General features: G+C 72.1%; 20 protein-coding genes. 10 read left to right on the plus strand and 10 right to left on the minus strand.

Annotated features, from left to right (window positions below):
• Positions 1-675 precede the first annotated feature (675 nt).
• The 3 genes from AVW11_RS24045 to rsmI all read right to left on the minus strand — a co-directional run bounded on the left by AVW11_RS24045 (position 676) and on the right by rsmI (position 3145).
• The gene (locus AVW11_RS24045; protein ID WP_060179920.1) at positions 676-1584 is read right to left on the minus strand and encodes a TatD family hydrolase; all 909 of its coding nucleotides are present in this window, start codon (positions 1582-1584) and stop codon (positions 676-678) included.
• 9 nt (positions 1585-1593) lie between these two features.
• The gene (locus tag AVW11_RS24050) at positions 1594-2088 is read right to left on the minus strand and encodes a hypothetical protein (protein WP_060179921.1); all 495 of its coding nucleotides are present in this window, start codon (positions 2086-2088) and stop codon (positions 1594-1596) included.
• A gap of 160 nt (positions 2089-2248) precedes the next feature.
• On the minus strand, positions 2249-3145 hold the full coding sequence (gene rsmI, locus AVW11_RS24055) for a 16S rRNA (cytidine(1402)-2'-O)-methyltransferase (RefSeq protein ID WP_060179922.1): 897 nt from the start codon (positions 3143-3145) through the stop codon (positions 2249-2251).
• A gap of 77 nt (positions 3146-3222) precedes the next feature.
• On the opposite strand from rsmI, the gene AVW11_RS24060 reads away from it, so the two are divergent.
• Complete coding sequence (locus tag AVW11_RS24060) at positions 3223-4992, plus strand: dolichyl-phosphate-mannose--protein mannosyltransferase (protein ID WP_030855583.1); 1770 nt, start codon at positions 3223-3225, stop codon at positions 4990-4992.
• Between the two features lie 478 nt (positions 4993-5470).
• On the opposite strand, the gene AVW11_RS38570 is transcribed toward AVW11_RS24060, so the two are convergent.
• Positions 5471-5659, minus strand: a complete 189-nt coding sequence (locus AVW11_RS38570) for a hypothetical protein (RefSeq protein ID WP_240528247.1) — start codon at positions 5657-5659, stop codon at positions 5471-5473.
• On the opposite strand from AVW11_RS38570, the gene AVW11_RS38575 reads away from it, so the two are divergent.
• From AVW11_RS38575 to AVW11_RS24075, 4 genes are all read left to right on the plus strand, one after another.
• Positions 5642-6145 (plus strand): hypothetical protein, encoded by a 504-nt coding sequence (locus tag AVW11_RS38575; protein WP_240528248.1) that lies wholly within the window; start codon positions 5642-5644, stop codon positions 6143-6145. The two genes, AVW11_RS38570 and AVW11_RS38575, sit on opposite strands and share 18 nt — an antisense overlap.
• A gap of 169 nt (positions 6146-6314) precedes the next feature.
• A complete protein-coding gene (locus AVW11_RS38580) occupies positions 6315-6761 on the plus strand; it encodes a tyrosine-type recombinase/integrase (protein WP_240528249.1) in 447 nt (148 codons plus the stop codon).
• A gap of 306 nt (positions 6762-7067) precedes the next feature.
• Complete coding sequence (locus AVW11_RS24070) at positions 7068-7751, plus strand: hypothetical protein (RefSeq protein ID WP_076045852.1); 684 nt, start codon at positions 7068-7070, stop codon at positions 7749-7751.
• Positions 7752-8257: 506 nt separating this feature from the next.
• Entirely contained in the window at positions 8258-8440 is a 183-nt protein-coding gene (locus tag AVW11_RS24075) for a hypothetical protein (protein ID WP_076045854.1), read from the plus strand.
• 242 nt (positions 8441-8682) lie between these two features.
• Here AVW11_RS24075 and AVW11_RS24080 read toward each other — a convergent pair whose 3' ends face one another.
• The gene (locus AVW11_RS24080) at positions 8683-8946 is read right to left on the minus strand and encodes a hypothetical protein (protein WP_030855587.1); all 264 of its coding nucleotides are present in this window, start codon (positions 8944-8946) and stop codon (positions 8683-8685) included.
• Between the two features lie 180 nt (positions 8947-9126).
• On the minus strand, positions 9127-9678 hold the full coding sequence (locus AVW11_RS24085) for a GNAT family N-acetyltransferase (RefSeq protein ID WP_076045856.1): 552 nt from the start codon (positions 9676-9678) through the stop codon (positions 9127-9129).
• Between the two features lie 221 nt (positions 9679-9899).
• Here AVW11_RS24085 and AVW11_RS24090 point away from each other — a divergent pair, with 221 nt between their 5' ends.
• The 5 genes from AVW11_RS24090 to AVW11_RS24110 all read left to right on the plus strand — a co-directional run bounded on the left by AVW11_RS24090 (position 9900) and on the right by AVW11_RS24110 (position 15865).
• Positions 9900-10655, plus strand: a complete 756-nt coding sequence (locus AVW11_RS24090) for a 2OG-Fe dioxygenase family protein (protein ID WP_060179924.1) — start codon at positions 9900-9902, stop codon at positions 10653-10655.
• A gap of 241 nt (positions 10656-10896) precedes the next feature.
• Positions 10897-12429, plus strand: coding sequence for an MFS transporter (locus AVW11_RS24095; protein WP_199838236.1), 1533 nt, complete (start codon positions 10897-10899; stop codon positions 12427-12429).
• A 131-nt stretch (positions 12430-12560) separates the two neighbouring features.
• Positions 12561-12992, plus strand: a complete 432-nt coding sequence (locus AVW11_RS24100) for an ester cyclase (protein ID WP_076045858.1) — start codon at positions 12561-12563, stop codon at positions 12990-12992.
• Between the two features lie 574 nt (positions 12993-13566).
• Positions 13567-15201: a penicillin-binding transpeptidase domain-containing protein gene (locus tag AVW11_RS24105; RefSeq protein ID WP_107423326.1), complete on the plus strand. Its 1635-nt coding sequence runs from the start codon at positions 13567-13569 to the stop codon at positions 15199-15201.
• 112 nt (positions 15202-15313) lie between these two features.
• Positions 15314-15865, plus strand: coding sequence for a YbaK/EbsC family protein (locus AVW11_RS24110; RefSeq protein WP_079250756.1), 552 nt, complete (start codon positions 15314-15316; stop codon positions 15863-15865).
• Here AVW11_RS24110 and AVW11_RS24115 read toward each other — a convergent pair.
• The 4 genes from AVW11_RS24115 to AVW11_RS24130 all read right to left on the minus strand — a co-directional run.
• Positions 15854-17017 (minus strand): serine hydrolase domain-containing protein, encoded by a 1164-nt coding sequence (locus AVW11_RS24115; RefSeq protein ID WP_060179926.1) that lies wholly within the window; start codon positions 17015-17017, stop codon positions 15854-15856. The two genes, AVW11_RS24110 and AVW11_RS24115, sit on opposite strands and share 12 nt — an antisense overlap.
• 28 nt (positions 17018-17045) lie before the next feature.
• Positions 17046-17843, minus strand: a complete 798-nt coding sequence (locus AVW11_RS24120; protein ID WP_030855597.1) for an energy-coupling factor ABC transporter ATP-binding protein — start codon at positions 17841-17843, stop codon at positions 17046-17048.
• A complete protein-coding gene (gene cbiQ, locus AVW11_RS24125) occupies positions 17831-18592 on the minus strand; it encodes a cobalt ECF transporter T component CbiQ (protein ID WP_030855598.1) in 762 nt (253 codons plus the stop codon). Before cbiQ ends, AVW11_RS24120 begins: the two co-directional genes overlap by 13 nt.
• Position 18593: 1 nt before the next feature.
• On the minus strand, positions 18594-19585 hold a 992-nt coding region (locus AVW11_RS24130; RefSeq protein WP_076045860.1), incomplete at its 5' end, for an energy-coupling factor ABC transporter permease.

The following is a 19585-nucleotide window of genomic DNA, read 5'->3' on the forward strand; positions in this document are numbered from 1 at the left end:
CCGCCGGCCGCCCCCGGCGTCCCCGGCATCGGGGCGGGCGGTGGCGTGCGCGGTCCGCCGGCGGCGTCCGGCCCGCCGGTCCTCGGCGCGGGGGGCGGGGAGGGGGACGGCGGGCTCGGTGTCCCACGCCGAGAGTCCCGGATCCGACGGGAGCCCCGGATCGACGGGGCCGACGTCGAGCAGACCGGGATCGGCCGCGCCCAGACCGAGCCGACCGGGGCCGAACGGGTCGCCGTCGAACCGACCGGGGTCGAGCAAGGCGGGGTCGAGCATGGCGGGGTCGAGCATGGCGGGGTCGAGCATGGCGGGGTCGGACCGACCGGGGTCGAACGGGCCCGGGTCGAACCGGCCGGGGTCCGGCGAGCCGGGGTCGAACCGGCCCAGATCCGGCGGGCCGGGGTCGGTGGACCCCGGGCCGGGGAGGCCCGTTCTGGCGGCCCCGTCGTCGGCCGGGCCGTCGTCGGCGGGCCAGGCGTGCCAGGTCGGCCAGGCGGGGGCTTCGCCCCCGTACGCCTCCGGGACGGGAGCGCCTCGGCGGTGGCTGCCCTGCGTATCGGTCACGACGCTCGCTCCCTGGTGGTCCGCACCCGCTGGTTGGGGCACGGCACCCTAGCGGAGGAGTCGTCACGGAACAAAGTCGTACGACTACCCTACGTGTCGACCAGGTGGAGCCGGTCAGTAGTCGAAGGCCCGCGCGGTGTTGGCCGCCAGCGCTGTGGCCATCGCGTCCTCGTCGATCCCGCGGACCGCGGCCATGGCGCGCACCGTCAGCGGAATGAGGTACGGCGCGTTGGGCCGGCCGCGGTACGGCGCGGGGGTCAGGTAGGGCGCGTCCGTCTCGACGAGGACCAGCTCCAGGGGGGCCACGGCCAGCGCCTCGCGCAGCGGCGCGGCGTTCTTGAAGGTGACCGTTCCGGCGAAGGACATGTAGTAGCCGGCGGCGGCGCACTCGCGGGCCATGTCGGCGTCCCCGGAGTAGCAGTGGAAGACGGTCCGCTCGGGGGCGCCCTCCTCGCGCAGCACGCGCAGCACGTCGGCGTGGGCGTCGCGGTCGTGGATGACGAGGGCCTTGCCCTGCCGCTTGGCGATCTCGATGTGGGCGCGGAAGGAACGCTCCTGCGCGGCCATGCCCTCCGGGCCGGTGCGGAAGTGGTCGAGCCCGGTCTCGCCGACCGCCTTGACGTGGCCGAGGGCGGCGAGCGCCTCGATCTCGGCGAGGGCCTCGTCGAGGGCGGCCTCGCCGCCGCCGGGCCGGGCGCCCCGGCGGGCCCCTCCTCCCCCAGCCCCAGGGGGCTGGGAGGTGAACCCTGGGTCACCGAGGACGATCCGCGGGGCCTCGTTGGGGTGCAGGGCGACGGCGGCGTGCACGTTGTCGTACTGGGCCGCGGTCTCGGCGGCCCACCGGGAGCCCTTCACGTCGCAGCCGACCTGGACGACGGTGGTCACGCCGACCGAGGCGGCCTTGGCGAGGCCCTCCTCGACGGTTCCCGACTGCATGTCCAGGTGGGTGTGCGAGTCCGCCACCGCCACCCGGAGGGGTTCGGGCAGCGGCGGCGGTGCGTCCTTGGAGGTGGAAGGGCTCATGGGCCGATCCTATGACCGGCGCAGGAACCCCTTCAGCCGGGAGAGCAGGCCCCCGCGCTTCTCGGCCTCGCTGATGGCGACGGGGCCGGGGGCGTCGTGGCGTTCGACGGCCCTGCGGGGCTTCGGGGTGCGCGCGACGTTCGCCCCCGCCGGCACCGGTCCGGCGATCCCGGGGGCGATGCGGTGGTGGTAGAGGTGGTCGATCATCCCGAGCACCGAGGAGACCTGTCCCGCCCGCATGATCCGCACGACGTGCCCGCCGCAGTTCAGGCAGGTCGGGTTGGACAGCGGCGAGGGCACCCGTTCGCCGTCGACCGTGTACATGATGAACGGCTCGCCGCGGCCGTCGACGTGGTGCTCGATCCGGTACTCCTGCTCCCAGCCGTACCCGCAGCGCATGCAGGCGAAGGAGTACGCCTCCTGCACGGTCGGCACGTCGGCGCCGGAGAAACGTGCGGGTGCCGAGGCCTGGACCGGTACCGGGGTGTCTGCGATGTCACTCATGCCAGCTCCTCTTGTTCCACTGGTGCCTCTGCCAGTGGACGCCTCTTCGGGCGGGAGCGCATCAGGTCCTGTCCAGTGTTGGACGACCTTTGGGCCACTCATGCCCAAAGCGCCCGGCGCACGGTCTGAGCTTTGCCTTTCAGGTTAGCTCTTTACCGGTTCATGGCGCCTTCTGTGCCGCGTTCTTTGCCGCCACGACCGCGTCGAAGACGTCCCGCTTGGGTACGCCGGCCTCGGCGGCGACGGCCGCGATGGCCTCCTTGCGGCGCTCCCCGGCCTCCTCGCGCACCCGGACGCGGCGTACGAGCTCCTTGTCGTCCACGTCGCCGGGTCCGGCCGCGGGCGCGCCCTCCACCACGACGGTGATCTCCCCGCGCACGCCTTCGGCGGCCCAGGCGGCGAGCTCGCCGAGGCCGCCGCGCTTGACCTCCTCGTAGGTCTTCGTGAGCTCGCGGCAGACCGCGGCCCGCCGCTCGGCGCCGAAGACCTCGGCCATCGCCGCCAGGGTGTCGTCGAGCCGGTGCGGGGCCTCGAAGTAGACGAGCGTGCGCCGCTCGCCCTCGACCTCGCGCAGCCGGCCCAGGCGCTCGCCCGCCTTGCGCGGCAGGAAGCCCTCGAAGCAGAACCGGTCCACGGGCAGTCCGGACAGCGCGAGCGCGGTGAGCACGGCGGACGGCCCGGGGACCGCGGTGACCTTGATGTCCTTCTCCACGGCCGCCGCGACCAGCCGGTAGCCGGGGTCGGAGACGGACGGCATGCCGGCGTCGGTCACCAGCAGCACGCGCGCCCCGCCGGCCAGGGCCTCGACCAGTTCCGGGGTGCGGGCCGACTCGTTGCCCTCGAAGTACGACAGGACGCGCCCGGTGGTGTGCACGCCGAGCCCCTGGGTCAGCCGGCGCAGCCGCCGGGTGTCCTCGGCGGCGACGACATCGGCCCGCTCCAGCTCCGCGGCCAGGCGCGGCGGGGCGTCGGCGAGGTCGCCGATGGGGGTGCCGGCGAGGACGAGGACGCCCTCCGTGGAGGTGGGCTCGGTCGCGCGGGGCTGGTCAGTTGTCACCCGCCCATCCTCTCAGTCCCGCGGCTCGTCACCCACGCCACTGGGGCACACCCAGATCTCTTCCCTACGATGTGCCGGTGACCAGTACCGCGACGCCGCCGCCCAGCCCCGCGGGGGCCCTGCCCCCGGCAACGGCGGGCGGCGCAGAAGAGCCGCCCACCTGGCTGCGCCGCCTGCGCGGCTTCGGCTACGCGCCGGCAGCCGGCGCGTCGCCGCGCGCGGACGTCCGCACCCGCCTGGTGCCCCCGTACACGAAGCCGTCCCGGCAGCTGTGGATGACCTTCGGGCTCCCACCCGGGGTGTGGGGGACCTGGCAGCGCGTCATGGCGTGGGCCGGACCGCTGCTGGTGGCGCTGGTCGCGGGCGTGCTGCGGTTCGTGCACCTGGGCAGCCCGAAGGCGGTGATATTCGACGAGACGTACTACGCCAAGGACGCCTGGGCCACGATCAAGCAGGGCTACGAGGCGAACTGGCCCAAGGACATCGACAAGTCGATCCTCGCCAACCCGGACGGGGTCGCCCTGCCGGCGGACCCGGGGTACGTCGTGCACCCGCCCGTCGGCAAGTGGGTGATCGGACTCGGCGAGTGGATGTTCGGCCTCACCCCCTTCGGCTGGCGGTTCATGACCGCCGTGCTCGGCACCCTGTCGGTGCTGATGCTGTGCCGGATCGGGCGGCGCCTCTTCCGCTCGACGTTCCTCGGCTGCCTGGCGGGCGCGCTGCTGGCGGTGGACGGCCTGCACCTGGTGATGAGCCGCACGGCGCTGCTCGACCTGGTGCTGATGTTCTTCGTGCTCGCCGCGTTCGGGGCGCTGCTCATCGACCGCGACCGGGCCAGAGCCCGCCTCGCGGACGCACTACCGGTGGACGAGGAGGGCCGCACCCGGCCCGACGCGAGGATCGCCGAGACGCTGCGGCTGGGCCGGCGCCCGTACCGGATCCTGGCCGGGGTCTGCCTGGGGCTCGCCGCCGGCACGAAGTGGAACGGCTTCGTCGTGCTGGCCTTCTTCGGCATCCTCACCGTGCTGTGGGACGCGGCCGCCCGCCGCACCGCGGGCGCGGGCGCCCCGTACGCGGCGATGCTGCGCCGTGACGCGCTGCCCGCCTTCGTCTCGACGGTGCCGGTGGCGATCGTGACGTACGTGGCCTCCTGGTCGGGCTGGATCTTCAGCCCCGACAACGGCAAGGGCGGCTACCTGCGCGACTGGGCGGCCAAGAACGACCAGAACAGCTCGCTGTCGTTCCTGCCGGAATGGGTGCGCAGCCTGTGGCACTACGAGACCGAGGTCTACAACTTCCACGTCGGCCTGACCTCGGGGCACACCTACGAGTCCAATCCGTGGAGCTGGCTGGTGCTGGGCCGGCCCGTCTCGTACTTCTACGAGTCCCCCGAGCCCGGCACCGACGGCTGCCCGGCGACGGCGGCCGGCAAGTGCGCCCGCGAGGTCCTGGCCCTGGGCACGCCGCTGCTGTGGTGGGCGGGCTGCTTCGCGCTGCTGTACGTGCTGTGGCGGTGGTTCTTCCGCCGCGACTGGCGGGCGGGCGCGATCGCGTGCGCGCTGGGCGCGGGCCTGCTGCCCTGGTTCAACTACCAGGAGCGGACGATCTTCTACTTCTACGCGGTGGTCTTCGTCCCGTACCTGTGCCTGGCGGTGGCGATGATGATCGGCGCCCTCCTGGGCCCGGCCGGCTCCTCGGAACGCCGCAGGGCCCTGGGCGCGATCGGCGCGGGCGTCCTGGTCCTGCTGATCGTGTGGAACTTCATCTACTTCTGGCCCATCTACACGGGCCAGACCCTCCCGATGGACTCCTGGCGCGGCCGCATGTGGCTGGACACCTGGGTCTAGCAGGCGAAACGACGGGCCCGGCACCGGATGGTGCCGGGCCCGTCGTCGTTGTTGTTGCCGGTGGTCGCCGACCGTCCTGGGCCGCTCCTCGACGGCTCACAGACGGCCCAGGTCGGACGACTCTCCGAGGCCAACCGTCGCCTTCGCCCCCTCAGGCAGTCGCTTACCGGGCTGGTCGCACACTCCGTCGCCGTCTGCCCCGAGCACGACAACGAAGTCAAAACGGGCGACGCCGAATCGTCACGTTGACAGAAGGTCACAGCGGCATCGTCACCAGACTTGTATCGCGGCCAGCGCCGCCTGTGAGGGTCAGACGCTTCTACGTTCCGGACTCTACTGATCAAAGAGCGGGGGCCCATAGTGCGCAACTGCTCGAAAACGGCTTCCCACGTCGCCATTTGATATTCAGTCACGAGCCGCGACGCGCCGTCGGAGAGCACCGCAGCCGAGCGGACCTTATCCCCATCCACGGTCCCCGTCAGAGCGTGAGATGCAGCTTCCGGACCGCCGCGGCGATCCAGTAGCCCTCCGGCGTATTCCGGATCGCGCGCTGCGCGGACACAAGCCGGGCCACGCTCGCGCTGTGCTCCGGCGTGCCGGTTTCGAACTGCTCCGTTTCCGCTCGAAGGTCCGCGCACACTTCATCGACGTGGAGGTCGGTGAGCACTACAAACTCACCCGCTTTCTCCAACACAATCGGGGAGTCGGCGAGGACGAGCACACGACGGAGATCAACAGCCGTGATGCTGCGGAACGACGGCTGAGGCTGCACGCCTATCCGTACATCGGCACCCGTCCCATGCCGTCGTTCCAGCCGGGTCACATCCGGACATGGCTGGGAGAGCTGGAAGAGAACGTCCCTGCCTCCTCACACCGCCGAATCATCTTCGGCACGGTCAGCGCCGCGTTTGCCGCTGCCGTGGACGACGGACTCCTGTCCAAGAATCCGTGCCGTGCCCGGTCTGTGCCCGTACCCAAGCCCGCCCCGCCTCGCGTCACCCCGTGGACCATCGCGCAGGTGCTGGCGGTGCGGGCCGCCCTGCCCCGGCACCTGGGACCACGGTCGACGGTCGACTTCGCCAGCGGATGTGGCCTGCGACAGGGCGAGGTGTTCGGGCTGTCCGAGGACGAGATCGACTACGAGGGGGAATAGCTCCGTGTGGAGCACCAGCTCAAGCACATCCGGGGAAAGTACGTCTTTGCCCCGCCGAAGGGCGCCAAGGCGCGCTCCGTGCCGCTGCCCGGGTCCGTTGCGCCAGCACTCCAAGCTCCACCCCGCCTTGGTGGTCACCCTGCCCTGGCGGACGCCGGACAGCCCGCCCGTGACGAAGCCGCTCCTCTTTCCCGGCCTGCGCGGAAGCTTCGTCCGGGTCAGCCATTTCAACGACCACATGTGGAAGCCCGCACTCGCGGTCGCGGGCATCATCCCGCCGGCCGACGATGGCGAGCGGCACGCCTCCGCGCCTCAGCACGGCATGCACGCCCTGCGGCACTTCTACGCGTCAGTCCTGCTGGACGCCGGCGAGAACATCCGAGCCCTGAGTCAGTACCTCGGCCATGCCGATCCCGGCTTCACCCTGCGGACGTACACACACCTGTGCCCAGCAGCGAGGGCCGGACCCGAAACGCCGTCGACGGCCTGTTTTCCGAGCCTCCGGTTCATGGTCACAATCCCGAGACCGCCCAGTGAGCTTCTTCGAGTTGTCCACGATCGGGTGATGGGCCCTGGCCGGGACGGGTCCACGGCCCGTTCGGCAAGTGCACGATGAACGACTACTGGGTACGGCAGTTGCTCCACACCCTCATCCTCGATATGCACAGCTGCTTCCAGCTCGCGATGCGAAGCGAGGACTTCCGGGGCGTGGTCCAACTGGGCAAAGTGGGCCCCTCATCCTGGTCGAGATGCTGTGCCGATTCTGGGACGCGCACGAAGGACGGTGCGAGGGGAAGGTACGGGTTGCGGTCACGAACCCACCGGCGTGAAGCCCAACGTGCGGGTCCCGACACGCAGCCGCTGGTGTCGGATGGAGCCCCCTTGACGCGCGCAGGGAGCCGGATGGGTAGATCCTGGAAACGTGGATGCGACCCGCTCCGAGCGCGCCGGGCGCTTCGGGGGCTTGCATGTGTGGAGCGCCACCGTCACCAGCGTAGTGGCGTTGGCGCTCTCGATCATCAACCTCATCCTTCTCCAGAAGGACCCGCGCCTGGACGTCTCGCTGCCCGCGGTGATCCGCCTGGACAACTACAGCGGGTCAGGCTTGGTCTACATCCAGCCCGCCCTGACCACCTCGCAGGACACCGACGAGGTGGAAGTCGTCCGTACTCTCGGCCTCGAACTCCGGCCGGCTGAGGAGGACCGAGCTGTCAAGGACCCACACTTCATCTGGCGTGAGCTAGGCAAGTGGGAGTACGGGGAGAAGAGCAACGCCCTCGACTACGTGGTCATCGGCGACCCCACCCCCGTGGTGATCAGTCGAAACCAGCCGCAGCGGCCCGTCGCGCTGTTCTCCGCCCGGGACTGGATCGTCACTAGCGGCCGGTACGAAGGCACACTGCTGGTGCACCGGTCCGAGGGAGAGCCGCCCAAGACGTACCGCTTCTGCGTGTATGTGTCCTCCGCTGATGCCGCCTACTTGAACGATCCGAGAAGGTCCGGCTTCCAGCTCTACAGGAACGACCACCCCGGCACCCCTCCAGACCACAAGGGCTGCTACGTCTCCACCGCCACAGGCAGCAACACCGGCACGGATACTCCCTGAAGGCGCGGCGCGACCGCCGGGCTCATGATGATCGCGCACGGGTCGCTTCTGCGCGGAGCACCGGCAGATGCAGGAGCCGGCACAACAGCCAGGCACCGCGGTCACGAACGTACGGACCATGACATGGACACGTAACATACAGTGCTACCCTCGTCCGCCGGATGGCCTGTCTCACCGTGTCGGCCCTTACGTGTCGAAGTGAGCAGGAGGAGGCTCCTCGGTTGGTTGCTCGCCTGGGGGTAGGGCCATGAGAGCCATGCTCACGCAACGGCGGGACGGTGGCACTCGCAGGCTTACGAACGAGTAAAAGCGGGCCGCAGGAGGACCCCGGCAACAAGCCGCGCGTCACACCGTGGACCACCGGGCCGGTCCTGGCGCTGCAGGCCGCTCGCCCCCGGCATCCGCGTACCGTCCTAGGCATCGCCGACGGATGCGGCCTGCGACAGGGCGAAGCAGAGGCCGAGCACGGAAGGCCATCGACGGGCTGTTCGGGGCCCCACAGGAGCATGATCACGGCCCAGAGACAGCCCAGTGACCTCCTCAAGGCCCCAGCCAGCAGCGTTCAGCCTGGTCAGAGCCCTGCCGGGCAGGGCCGTCGGGACTTCATCTACTTCTGGCCGATCTACACGGGCCAGACCCTCCCCATGAACTCCTGGCGCGGCCGCATGCGGCTGGACACCTGGGTCTAGCAGCGCAAACGACGGGCCCGGCACCGAATGGTGCCGGGCCCGTCGTCGTGGTCGGCGGTGGTCGCGGGCCCTGGTCGCCGGCCCGCTGGACGCGCAGGCACGCGCCGAGAGCCGGCGAGCCCGCCTGCCCCTCCCGGCGTGTGGAACAACTTCCGTGAAGGCCGCGGCACTTCGTGGAGGCCATGGAGCCGGCCACGAAGCAGGAGCCGCGGCAGCAGGCGCCGCCGGCGGTCCCTCCGCGGTCAGCGGGAGGCTTCGCAGGCCGAGTTCGCCGCGTCCTTGCTCGCGCCGACCGCGACGAGGCTGGAGACGCAGCTCGTCAGGTTGCCGATCTGGCCCTCGTAGCAGGCTTCCGCGGCGCCGTCCACGGCCTTCGGGGCGTGCTGGGCGACGTACTGCTCGCAGGCCTTCACGTCCGCCTGGGCGGAGGGGGCCGCCACGACGGCGCCGCCTGCGGCGAGGGCCAGGCCGGCGAGGATGCTGGGGATACGAGCCGACGGACGCATGCGGATGCACCTGCTCTCTCGGTCGGTCACGCGATCCGCGGATGCGCCGGACCACGGGCGGGGGCGGCGGCGCGGAGCGGGGTCTCCGGGGCGGGCGACCGGCTCGACGCATCGGTCGCCCTCGCCCTTCCGACGCTAGAACACCGCCCCGGCGCATGCACTTCGGCCGCTCGGCGGGGCTCAGGAGGGCTCGTCGTCCCAGGCGGGGGGCGTGGTCGTACCGGTGAGCCAGTCCCGCCGCAGGATGGCGTAGCCGACGGCGTCGTGGACGGCGCCGCCGTCGGCGGCGGGCCATCCGTCGCGGTAGTGGGCCTCCTTGACGTAGCCGCACCGCCGGAAGGTGCGGCGCATCGCCGCGTTGTCCTGGCGTGTGGTGCCCTCGATCCGCCGGACCTCCGGGAACTCGGCGAAGAGGTACGCCGTCAGCCAGGCCAGGGCGTGGCCGCCGACGCCCCGGCCCCGGTAGCGGGTGCGAAGGCGCAGGTCGAAGACGGGCGTGCTGTCGCCGAGGTCCATGAGGCGGATGAGCCCGAGGGCGTCGCCGCCGTGGGTGATCCAGAACGTCCTGGTGTCGTCGCCGTCGAAGCGGCCCTCCGCCACCCAGCGCCGGGCCTGTGCGGCGTCGACCACGGCCGCGCCGTGGAACGGCCAGGTGTCCGCTGTGAGGAAGGCGACCAGGGCGTCGGCCTCGGAGGCCTGCGAGGGGTCGAACCGCCGGTAGGTGAGCTCCACGGGCGCACCTTAGTACTGCAACGGTGTTGGGTCGTGACGGTCGCGAGTACGAACCGTCGGCGACCGCCGCAGGTCCTCCCGCCCGCAGCCACCAGCCCGGGCCCGCCTCCGAGCGTGCCGTCCGCACCGCCTGCCGTGCGGAGGTGCGCGGGGTGCGGGCCCGCCCGATGATGTCCTGAACCCCGCATCCCACCTCACCAGAGAAAGGGCGGTGGCAGACCGTGAACACCGACCCCGGATTCCTCCGTCCGGCGGACGAGAAGGCCGTCGCTGCGGAGGAGGCGGCCCGCGCCGCACTGACCGGCACCGGTGCGTACCTCATGCCTCCGGCCGACGTGCTGGCCTGCCTGGGTGCGGACGCATCGTCCTGGGCACATTTCGCGGCCCACTGGCAGGATCTGACGGTGGACGCGTACGCGGCCCGGCGCGGCACCCACAGGCTCCGGCGCTACGGGCACTTCTCGCTCTCGCCCGTGACCGGGGAGCTGCGGCTGCTGCCCCACACCGAGTTCGTCCAGCCGGGCAACACCAATCCGCTCTACGAGTCGGTGGACCGCCATTTCGATCCACTCACCGACGACTTCGTGGCCGATCCGGTGCTGCGCCGGGTCATCGGCCTGCTGGGCCGGGTGGCGGGCGTACTGGACGTCGCCGAGTGGTGGAGCGTCAAGGTGCATCCCTTCCGGGTGATCGCCACGGCGGAGGGGGGAGGGGAGCCGTCACCGGAGGGCAGGCACCGGGACGGCGTCAGCCTGGTGTCCTCGCTGTTCATCGGTCGTGACAACGCCACCGGGGGCGAAAGCACCGTCTACACGCCCGAGGGCGGCGAGATCCTGTCGGTCACGCTGCACGAACCGGCGAGCCTGCTGGTCTCCGACGACGGCGGCACCCTGCACGATGTGTCGCCCATCCGGCCGGTCGATGCCGCGCACCCGGCACACCGCGACGTCCTGGTGACGACCCTCATCCCCGGCTGACCGGCCCGTCCGCGCGGTGGAGGAGACGTCCGCGTCGGCCCTCGTGCGAAGCCCGTCGCCGCCGGCGTCAGCCGAGCTCGACATCCGCGCGCCGCCGGTCCGGTCGGTCCCGGGGATCCGAGTGGTCCGAACAGGTGTCGAGCCGCGTGCGTCGGCGGGGGAGGCAGAGGGACGGAAGCGATGGCCGGGTTACGGTCGGCCATCGAGCGGCGGCACTTGCCGGCATACGGGAGGCATTGCTGTGGCGACTGCGAACCCGCGTTCCACCATCGCGATGCTCCCGATCATCTCGGGACTCGCCCTGGCCTTCACGATCCCGGCCGTAGACCCGCTGGTCCTCAGCCTGAACATGCCGCAGATCAGCCGGGCGCTCCAGGTGCCGCCCGACGTCGTCGGACTCCTGGGCGGCGCGGCCACGCTGGTCATGGCCGCCGCCGTACTCGCCGTGGGCAGTCTCGGGGACGCCATCGGGCTCAGGAAGATGCTGATGCTCGGGCTGGTCAGCGACATCGTCGTCAATCTGCTGTCAGCGCTCTCCCCCGGCTATGTGTTCCTGCTGGTGATGCGCCTCCTGGACGGCCTGGCGCTGGCCGCGGTTCTGGGTGTGTCGATGGCCCTGCTCAAGGTGTCGGTACCGGCGGAGAGGCGGCCGGCGGCCATCGGCATCTTCATGGCCATCGAGATGGTGCTGTGCGGGGTGACCCCCGCGGCCGGGGGCTGGGTGGTGGACGCCATCGGCTGGCGGTGGCTGTTCCTGCTCGCTCCGCTGCTCTCGCTGATCGCGCTCGGGCTGACCGCCCGGTTCGTCACCGAGCCCCCCGTCCAGGAGCGCTCCCGGGTCGACAAGATCGGCGTCAGCCTGGTGGGCCTCACCCTGCTGATGCTCGTGCACGGCATCGCCGAGGCGCAGAACGGGATCTCCCAGGTCCAGGCATGGCTGCCGCTGGCGGTCAGTGCCGTCGCCGGAGTGCTGTTCGTGCTCCATGAGCGCCGGACACCGGAACCGGTCCTGGAACTGTCGCTCTTCCGCAGCGGCCCGTTCACGGTGGCTGCGCTGGCCAGCCTGACGCTGAACTTCGTCATCGCGGGGTTCAGTTTCGCCCTCGGGCAGTTCGGCAGTGTGGTCATGGCGCTGCCCCAGAGCACGATCGGCCTGCTGTACCTGCCCGGCACACTGGCGATCGCGGGCGCCGTCATCCTCGCCGGCCGCCTGATCGGGAAGTACAGTCCCAAGCCCGTCCTCATCACCGGCCTGCTGGCGCTGGTCGCGGGCGGGCTGCTGCTGGCGGCCACGGCCGCGCCCACGATGCCACTGTGGATCCTCGTACTGGCCACCTGGCTCACCAACCTCGGATCGCTGGTGACTTCCGCCGCGGTGGCCGAGACCATCCTCTCCCACGCCCCGCCCGGTAGGTCCGGCGCCACGGCCTCCGTCCAGCCGGCGTTCGGAATGAGCGGCTACGCGCTCGGCCCCGCCGTCTTCCTCCTGCTTTTCAACCTCTTCTTCCAGCAGCAGTGGCTCAACGATGCCGCCGAGCGTGGGCTGTCGGCGACCGAGGCCGAGCAGGCCGTGGACGCGACACGAAGCGCGATGGCGCGCAGTCCCGGCTCCGCCGGCTACGACCCCAACCTGCTCAGGCAGTCCGGACTGGCCCTCGACCTGGACTTCACCAACGGCCTGAGGCTCACCATGCTGATCGTGAGCCTCCTGCCACTCGTCCTGGCCGGGGCGGCTTACCTGATCATTCCGCGCCGGGCCCGGACCACACCGTAGAAGCCGTCCGGACCACCGGGACGCCGGGGGACGCCCGGCCGCAGACACCGGCGCGCAGAAGTTCGGGGTCGCACGGCCGAAGGCGGAGGGCCAGCATGGAAGGGAAGGCACGCTCCCGAGCGGAGGTTCCCATGGCTGACAACGAGACTTTCGTCCGCGATCTCTTCCAGGCATGGAACGACCGTGACTACGACTCCATCGCCGGATCCGTCGCTCCGGACTGCACCCTCATCGAGGAGGGCAGCGGAAGGAAACTGCAGGGTCCGGACGGCTTCGCCCAGCTCGCGAAGGCCATGTTCGAGGCGATGCCCGACGGCACGTTCACCCTCGACCACCTCACGTCCCAGGGGGACAGAGTGGTCGTCGAGTACACGGGCAGCGGGACCCAGACCGGGGACCTGGTCCTGCATGCGGGCACCGTGCCCGCCACGGGGCGTCGCGTCACGATCCACGCGTGTGACATTTACGAGGTCAAGGACGGCAAGATCCAGGAAGGCCGCGTCTACATGGACACCGGCGCCATCATGAGCCAGCTGGGCCTGACCGAGCAGCTGCAGGGCTGAGCGGAGGCGCCGCCGCACCAGCGGCAGCGGCCACCGTGAGGGGCCCCCGCCGTCGTCCTGCGTCGCCCGCCGCCGTCCGGCGTCGCGATCGCGACAGCCGGATCCGCTGTGCGACCCAGACGGTGCCCACGAGGGGGACTCCGAGAGCCACGTACGGCGACGAAAGTGCGTTCATGAGCGAGGTGGCCGCCCCGAACCCCACCCCGGCCGCGATGCCCCTCAACACGACGACCGCAATATGATCTTCACATGGGTGGCGATGTCCGGCCTGCCCGTAGCAACCGCGCGTGCGACCGGACCCCTGAACCCGTCGCGTTCGCCCCGGCCGAACAGCTCGTCCGCCGTTGCGCTGACCCGGAGGATGGCGGACACGCCTGCCTGACCGTCGTGCGGGGCATCCCACCCGAAACTGCCCGACCGTCACGACGAACACCGTTGCAGCATCAGGGCCCGGAGGCGGTCCTGCGGATTTTCGGCCGGTAACCACTGCACACCGGTCGACTCCGCAGAGTAAGGTCGGAGCCAAGGGCTCTTGAACGCGTTCAGGAGCCGGGGTCACGGGGGAGGACGAAAAGTGAACGGAGCAGCTAAGGGCGCCATCGTCGGCGGTGTGTTCCTGGCGATGGTCGGCGGGGCCGGCTACGGGGTGTACGCGCTGGTCGGGGACGCCGGCGAAGAGTCGGGTTCGGACACCACGGTCCGGCCCGGCAAGGGCAGCGGACCGGTCGGCGAGAAGGAGGCGGCCGAGACCGCCAAGGCCTTCCTGGCGGCCTGGGCGTCGGGGGACGACCGCGGCGCGGCCGACCTGACCAACAACGCCGCCGCCGCACAGAGCGCGGTCGGGGATTTCAAGGCCAGGGCGTACGTCTCCAAGGCCGTGATCACCCCCGGCGAGGCGAACGGCGCCACCGTGCCCTTCAAGGTCGAGGCGGAGATCACCTACGAGGGCACCACCAAGCCGCTGGCCTACGACTCCCAGCTGACCGTCGTACGCGGACTGACCAGCGGGAAGCCGCTGGTCGACTGGCAGCCCTCGGTGATCCACCCGCAGCTCCGCAAGGACGAGAAGCTGCGCGCCGGCGCCCCCGCGAACCCGCCCGTCAAGGCCGTGGACCGCAACGGCGAGGAGCTGACGGCGGAGAAGTTCCCCTCGCTGCGCCAGGTCCTCGACGAGCTGCGGCAGAACTACGGCAGCAAGGCGGGCGGCAGGGCCGGGGCCGAGCTGTGGATCGAGCCGGCCGTGCAGGACGCGCCCAAGCGGACCCTGCTGACCCTCGTCGAGGGCGAGCCGAGCACCCTCAGGACCTACCTGGACGCGAAGGTGCAGGCGGCGGCCGAGCAGGCGGTCGCCAGGTTCCCGGAGGCCTCGGTGGTCGCGGTCAGGCCGAGCAACGGGCACATCCTGGCCGTCGCCAACCACCGCAGCGACGGCTTCAACGCGGCGATGCAGGGCAACCGGGCACCCGGCTCCACGATGAAGATCGTGACGGGGGCGATGCTGCTGGACCGCGGCCTGGTCGCCGCCGACAAGCCGGCGGAGTGCCCCAAGGAGGTGTCCTGGGGCGGCCGCGCCTTCCACAACCTGAAGAACTTCGACCTGCCGGCCGGCACGAACTTCTCGACGTCCTTCGCCCGCTCCTGCAACACCGCCTTCATCAAGCAGATCAAGCCGGTCGACGACGACTCCGCGCTGCCCGAGGAGGCCACGGAGGTCTTCGGCATCGGCCTGGACTGGAAGACGGGCATCAGGTCCACCGACGGCAAGGTCCCGCCGGCGACGGGCGCTTCGGCGGCCGCCGCGTACATCGGTCAGGGCCGGATCACCATGAACCCGCTGAACGTCGCCTCCATCACCGCGACCGCCCGCACCGGCGTGTTCCGCCAGCCGCTGCTCGTCGCGCCGGAGCTGGACGGCCGGACGATCGCCACGGCCCAGCGCCGGATGAAGCCCTCCGTGCAGCAGCAGCTCGTCTCCATGATGAAGCTGACGGCGACCAGCGGCACCGCACGCGAGGCCATGGCCCCGGTCCGCGGCTCGGACAAGGGCGCGAAGACCGGCTCGGCGGAGGTCGGCGGCGCCGACGCCAGCCCGGACAGCTGGTTCGCCGGCTTCAGCGGCGACGTGGCCGCGGCGGCGATGGTCGAGGGCGGCGGCCACGGCGGCGAGGCCGCCGGCCCGATCGTCGCCCAGGTCCTGAACGCGGGCTGACACCCGGGCCGACGCCGCCGGGACCCGCCCGGCGGCTCCCCGCCCGGGTGACGCACCCCGGCGGGCCGCGTTCTCGTCGCGCGGCGCACTCCCGCCGCGCTAGCGTCCCCGCATGACGACCACCGCACACCCCCGATTCGCCGAGGCCCTGACCGCGCTCGGCATCGACGCCGAGGTACGGGCCTTCCCGGAGGCCACCCGGACCGCCGCCGAGGCCGCCGCCGCGATCGGCTGCGAGCTCGGCCAGATCGTCAAGTCGCTGATCTTCGCGGCGGACGGCGTCCCCGTCCTGGTCCTCATGGACGGGGCCTCCCGCGTGGACGTCGCCGCGGTCGGCCGTGAGCTGGGCGCGGCGCGGGTGACGCGGGCCGACGCGGCGGTGGTCCGGGAGACCACCGGTTACGCCATCGGCGGGGTCCCGCCGTTCGGGCACCGTACGCGCACCAGGGTGCTGGCCGACCGGTCGCTGCTGGCCCACGACACGGTGTGGGCGGCGGCGGGGACCCCGCACACGGTGTTCCCGATGGCTCCCGGCGAACTCGTCCGGCACGCCGGGGCCACCGTGGCCGACGTACGCGAACACGCAGGCGCAGGCGCAGGCGACCATGCAGGCGGGCACGCAGGAGAACGGCCGGCGCAGCCCCCGCAGCCGTCAGAGCGCTGACTTCAGGGCCCGCACCAGGGCCTGGGCCCGGGGGTCGGCGGTGACCGACTTGGCCAGGGCGTTGGTGACGTAGCCGAAGCCGATGCCGGCGTCCGGGTCCGCGAAGGCCAGGGAGCCGCCGCGGCCGGGGTGGCCGAAGGAGGCGGGCGAGAGCAGGGGCGAGGCCGGGCCGTGCAGCATGTAGCCGGCGCCGAAGCGGGTGTTGACGACGAGCACCCGGTCCGGGCCCGCGGAGTGCTCGCGGGCGGCGAGCCGGGTGGTGGCGGGGGTGAAGATCCGCGCGCCGTCCTCGACCACGCCGATGGTGGCCCCGTAGAAGCGGGCGAGGGCGCGGGCCGTGCCGATGCCGTTGGAGGCGGGGAGTTCGGCGGCCCGGTAGGCGGGGGCGTTCTCGTCGGGCAGCGGGTGGATGGCGGCGAAGGCGCGGCGGGTGAGGGAGCCGGGGTCGGCGTAGGCCTCGGAAACGTTTCTGCGCGGGCGGGTCCTCAGCATGCCGGCGCTCTCCGGCGGGTCGACGGGGGCCACCCGGCCCACCCGGTCGGCCTCGGCTACGGCGTCGGGCAGGCCGATCCAGAAGTCCAGGCCCAGCGGCTCGGCGATGTCCTCGGCCAGGACGGCGCCCAGCGTGCGTCCGGTGACCCGGAGGACCAGCTCGGACAGCAGCCAGCTGTAGGTCTGGGCGTGGTAGCCGTGCCCGGTGCCGGGCTCCCAGAAGGGGTGCTGCGCTGCGACCGCGCGCGGCCCGGACACCCCGTCCGCGGCCTCGGCGGCCGTCAGTCCCCGGTCCAGGGCCGGGACGCCCGCACGGTGCGCGAGCACGTCCCGTACGAGGACCTTCTCCTTGCCGCCGGCCTTGAACTCCGGCCAGTACGCGCCGACCGGCGCGTCCAGGTCGAGCAGCCCGCGCTGGTGCAGCAGCAGCGGGACGGCGGCGGCCACGCCCTTGGTGGCGGAGCGGACGATCTGCGCGGTGTCCTCGGTCCACGGCTCGGTGCCGTCGGCGTCCCTGCTGCCGCCCCACAGGTCGACGACCTTGCGGCCGTCCCGGTAGACGGCGACGGCCGCGCCCCGGTCACCGAGCACGTCGAAGTTGCGTACGAACGCGTCCCGGACGGGCTCGAAGCCCTCCGCCACCACACCCTGGATGTCCACGTGCGGTGCAACAAACGCGGACCGGTGCTTATGCCACCGATACCGAACGCGGGTCGAAGCCGAAGGGGAGCTCCAGCCGGTGGGCCCGCATCAGCTGCTCGTCGCACAGCAGGTCCTGCGTGCGGCCGTCGGCCGCGATGACCCCCTCGCTGAGGACCACCGAGCGAGGGCACAGCTCCAGTGCGTACGGCAGGTCGTGCGTCACCATCAGGACGGTCACGTCGAGGGAGCGCAGGATGTCGGCGAGTTCGCGGCGGGAGGCCGGGTCCAGGTTGGAGGAGGGCTCGTCCAGGACCAGGATCTCCGGCCGCATGGCCAGTACGGTCGCCACGGCGACCCGCCGGCGCTGCCCGAAGGAGAGGTGGTGCGGCGGCCGGTCGGCGAAGTCGGCCATGCCGACCTGCTCCAGAGCGGCTGCGACGCGCTCCTGGAGTTCCGCGCCCCGCATGCCGGCGGCCGCGGGCCCGAAGGCCACGTCCTCCCGCACGGTCGGCATGAACAACTGGTCGTCGGGGTCCTGGAAGACGATCCCCACCCGGCGCCGGATCTCGGCCAGGTTCCGCTTGTCCACCGGGAGCCCGGCCACGGCCACCGAGCCGACGCCGCCGGTGAGGATGCCGTTGAGGTGCAGTACGAGGGTGGTCTTGCCGGCGCCGTTGGGGCCGAGCAGGGCGACGCGCTCGCCGCGCCCGACGGTCAGGTCGACGCCGTAGAGGGCCTGGTGGCCGTCCGGATAGGCGTACGCGAGCCCGGCGACTTCGAGCGACGGGGCGGGCGAGGCCGCAGGCGTGGGGGCGGGCGAGGGGGTACTGGTCACAGGGTCCATCCCATCAGACAGACGGCGAGGGCCGTCACCGGGAGCACGGCCGCGTACGCCCACTGGCCCCGCGTGGCCACGGCCTCGTCGATGACCGGCATGGAACCGGCGTAGCCGCGGCTGACCATCGCCAGGTAGACCCGCTCGCCGCGTTCGTAGGAGCGGATGAACAACGCGCCGGCCGTCTTGGCGAGGACCCCCCAGTGCCGGATTCCGCTCGCCTCGAAGCCTCGCGAGCGGCGGGCGATGGACATCCGGCGCAGCTCGTCGCCGATCACGTCGCCGTAGCGGATCATGAAGGAGGCGATCTGCACGAGCAGCGGCGGCAGCTTGAGCCGCTGGAGGCCCAGCAGCAGGGCCCGCAGCTCGGTGGTCGAGGCGAGCAGGACGGACGCGGCCACGCCGAGGGTGCCCTTGGCGAGGACGTTCCAGGCGCCCCAGAGGCCGGAGACGCTGAGCGACATGCCGAGGACCTCGACCCGCTCGCCCTCGGCCACGAACGGCATGAGCACGGCGAAGGCGACGAAGGGGATCTCGATCAGCAGCCTGCGCAGCAGGAAGCCGGCCGGGATCCGGGCCACGGCCGCGACCCCGGCGAGGAGCAGGGCGTACAGGCCGAAGGCCCACACCGCCTCCCGCGGGGTGGACACGACGACCAGGACGAAGCCGAAGGTCGCGGCGAGCTTGCAGTGCGGGGGCAGGGCGTGGACCGGCGAGCGGCCAGGGCGGTAGAGCCTGTGGGCGTGGCCGGCACCCATGTCAGGCGGCCGGGGCGGAGGTGGCGGCGGCCGGCTGCTCCGCCGTGCGGCGGCGGACGGCCCAGAAGACGCCGGTGCCGGCGACGACGGTGACGCCGACGCCGATGACCCCGGCGAGGCCGCCGGACAGGCGGGGGTCGTCGACGTCCTCGACGCCGTAGTCGGCGAGGGGCGAGCCGGCGGCGGCGTGCTCCTCGACCTTGGCGTCGATGCCCTTGTCGGCGGCGACCTTCTCCAGGCCGTCGGGGTCGGCGGAGGCGTAGAAGGAGACGAACCCGGCCAGGACCAGGGTGGTGGCCAGGCCGGTCACCCACACCTTCTTCGTCGGGCCGCCGGCTGCGGGGGCGGCGGGCGCGGGGGCGGGGGCGGGGGCGTCGACGAGCGCGCCGCCGACGCGCAGCTTCAGCGGCGTGGCCAGTGCGCGGGCCCCGTGCACCAGGTCGGGGCGTACGGCGATCACGGCGCCGACGGTCGCGGCGGTGATGAGGGCCTCGCCGATGCCGATGAGGAGGTGCACGCCGACCATGGCGGTCAGCACCTTGCCCAGGGGCACGTCGGTGGTGCCGCCGACCGCGTAGACGGCGGTGAAGGCCGCGGCCGCGGCGGGCACCGAGAGCAGGGCGGCCACGAAGCCGGCCGCGGTCACGGAGCGGCGGGTGGTCGGCAGGACGCGCAGCAGCCCGCGGAAGAGCAGGTGCGCGGTGACGACGGTGACGACGCCCATGACGGTGATGTTCACGCCGAGGGCGGTCAGGCCGCCGTCGGCGAAGAGGATGCCCTGCATGAGCAGGACGACGGACACGCACAGCACGCCGGTGTAGGGGCCGACGAGTATCGCCGCGAGGGCGCCGCCGAGCAGGTGGCCGCTGGTGCCGGCGGCGACGGGGAAGTTCAGCATCTGCACGGCGAAGATGAAGGCGGCGACGAGGCCGGCGAGCGGCGCGGTCCGCTCGTCGAGTTCGCGGCGGGCGCCGCGGAGGCTGACGGCGACCG

Source organism: Streptomyces amritsarensis, assembly GCF_001953875.1.
Taxonomy (GTDB): Bacteria; Actinomycetota; Actinomycetes; order Streptomycetales; family Streptomycetaceae; genus Streptomyces; species Streptomyces amritsarensis.

What these genes read in the sequence shown, in the direction of transcription:
- AVW11_RS24045 (WP_060179920.1), bottom strand. Translation starts at nt 1,584, where the DNA reads ATGAGCCCTTCCACCTCCAAGGACGCACCGCCGCCGCTGCCCGAACCC.
- AVW11_RS24050 (WP_060179921.1), bottom strand. Translation starts at nt 2,088, where the DNA reads ATGAGTGACATCGCAGACACCCCGGTACCGGTCCAGGCCTCGGCACCC.
- AVW11_RS24075 (WP_076045854.1), top strand. Translation starts at nt 8,258, where the DNA reads ATGATCACGGCCCAGAGACAGCCCAGTGACCTCCTCAAGGCCCCAGCC.
- AVW11_RS24080 (WP_030855587.1), bottom strand. Translation starts at nt 8,946, where the DNA reads ATGCGTCCGTCGGCTCGTATCCCCAGCATCCTCGCCGGCCTGGCCCTC.
- AVW11_RS24100 (WP_076045858.1), top strand. Translation starts at nt 12,561, where the DNA reads ATGGCTGACAACGAGACTTTCGTCCGCGATCTCTTCCAGGCATGGAAC.
- AVW11_RS24110 (WP_079250756.1), top strand. Translation starts at nt 15,314, where the DNA reads ATGACGACCACCGCACACCCCCGATTCGCCGAGGCCCTGACCGCGCTC.
- AVW11_RS24120 (WP_030855597.1), bottom strand. Translation starts at nt 17,843, where the DNA reads ATGGACCCTGTGACCAGTACCCCCTCGCCCGCCCCCACGCCTGCGGCC.
- cbiQ (WP_030855598.1), bottom strand. Translation starts at nt 18,592, where the DNA reads ATGGGTGCCGGCCACGCCCACAGGCTCTACCGCCCTGGCCGCTCGCCG.